Origin of the sequence: Mesorhizobium sp. M5C.F.Ca.IN.020.29.1.1 (assembly GCF_003997375.1) — a bacterium.
Taxonomy (GTDB): Bacteria; Pseudomonadota; Alphaproteobacteria; order Rhizobiales; family Rhizobiaceae; genus Mesorhizobium; species Mesorhizobium wenxiniae.
The window spans coordinates 1-898 of the sequence record NZ_RZSW01001060.1 but is presented as its reverse complement, the minus strand read 5'-3'; the positions used below and the strand labels follow the sequence as shown (position 1 = coordinate 898).

Here is an 898-nt window from a genome sequence, read left to right as displayed (position 1 = left end):
GTCCTCATCATTCACGAGAACGCGTTCAAAGAATGAATCAACCGGTTCGCGCAACGCGCTGAGCGCCAGCATGGCGGCGGAAAAGTCTTGGTTTTGAATCGCTTCGCCGGCTTCCTTCTCGGCCTGATTTACCGCGGCAAACAGCGCTTTCTCGGCCCCTTCCCGAAACAGAGCCGGCTCAGCACGTTCGGCAACCGTCGTTTTCTTCTTTTCCTCGGCGGCCAGAATGTTGGCCGCACGCTTGGTGCCGGCAAGCAGGTTCCTGCCGTCCTCGGTGTCGAGGAAGGAGCCAAGTGCTTGCACGCGGCGGACGATTTGCAGGAGGTCGTCGTTCGGCGATTGGCCAATCTCCCCCCTTGAGGGGGAGATGCCCGGCAGGGCAGAGGGGGGCGCGACAGGATGAGAGGTTGGCGGGACAGCGCCCCCCTCTGTCGGCTTGGCCGACATCTCCCCCTCTAGGGGGGAGATTGGGCGCGAGCCCGCTGACAACACCGCATCGATCAGATCATACCGCGCGCCCTGGTCACGGAGGTAGACCTTCAGGCGGTCGTGGAAGAAGGCGAGGAGATCGGCGCTAAAGGGCCGTCCGGACGCGAGATAGTTCGCCATCTGGTAAGCGCGGTCGAAGAGAGATGTCAGCGCAAGCCGGACACGATTCTCAACCAAAATCCTCACCACGCCCAGCGCGGCTCTTCTCAGCGCATAGGGATCCTTCGACCCCGTCGGCTTTTCGTCAATCGCCCAGAACCCGACCAGCGTATCGAGCTTGTCGGCGAGCGCGACGGCGACCGACACTGGATCTCTCGGAACGCGGTCGGATGGACCTTGCGGCTTGTAGTGTTCCTCAATTGCGGTGGCGACCGAGGGATGCTCGCCTTGCAGCAGCGCATATTTGCGG

General features: G+C 62.2%; 1 protein-coding gene. It reads right to left on the bottom strand.

Translation table 11 applies throughout. The features are described from left to right. The coding region (locus tag EOA85_RS37955; RefSeq protein ID WP_164760178.1) for a glycine--tRNA ligase subunit beta at positions 1 to 898 on the bottom strand (898 nt) is incomplete at both ends.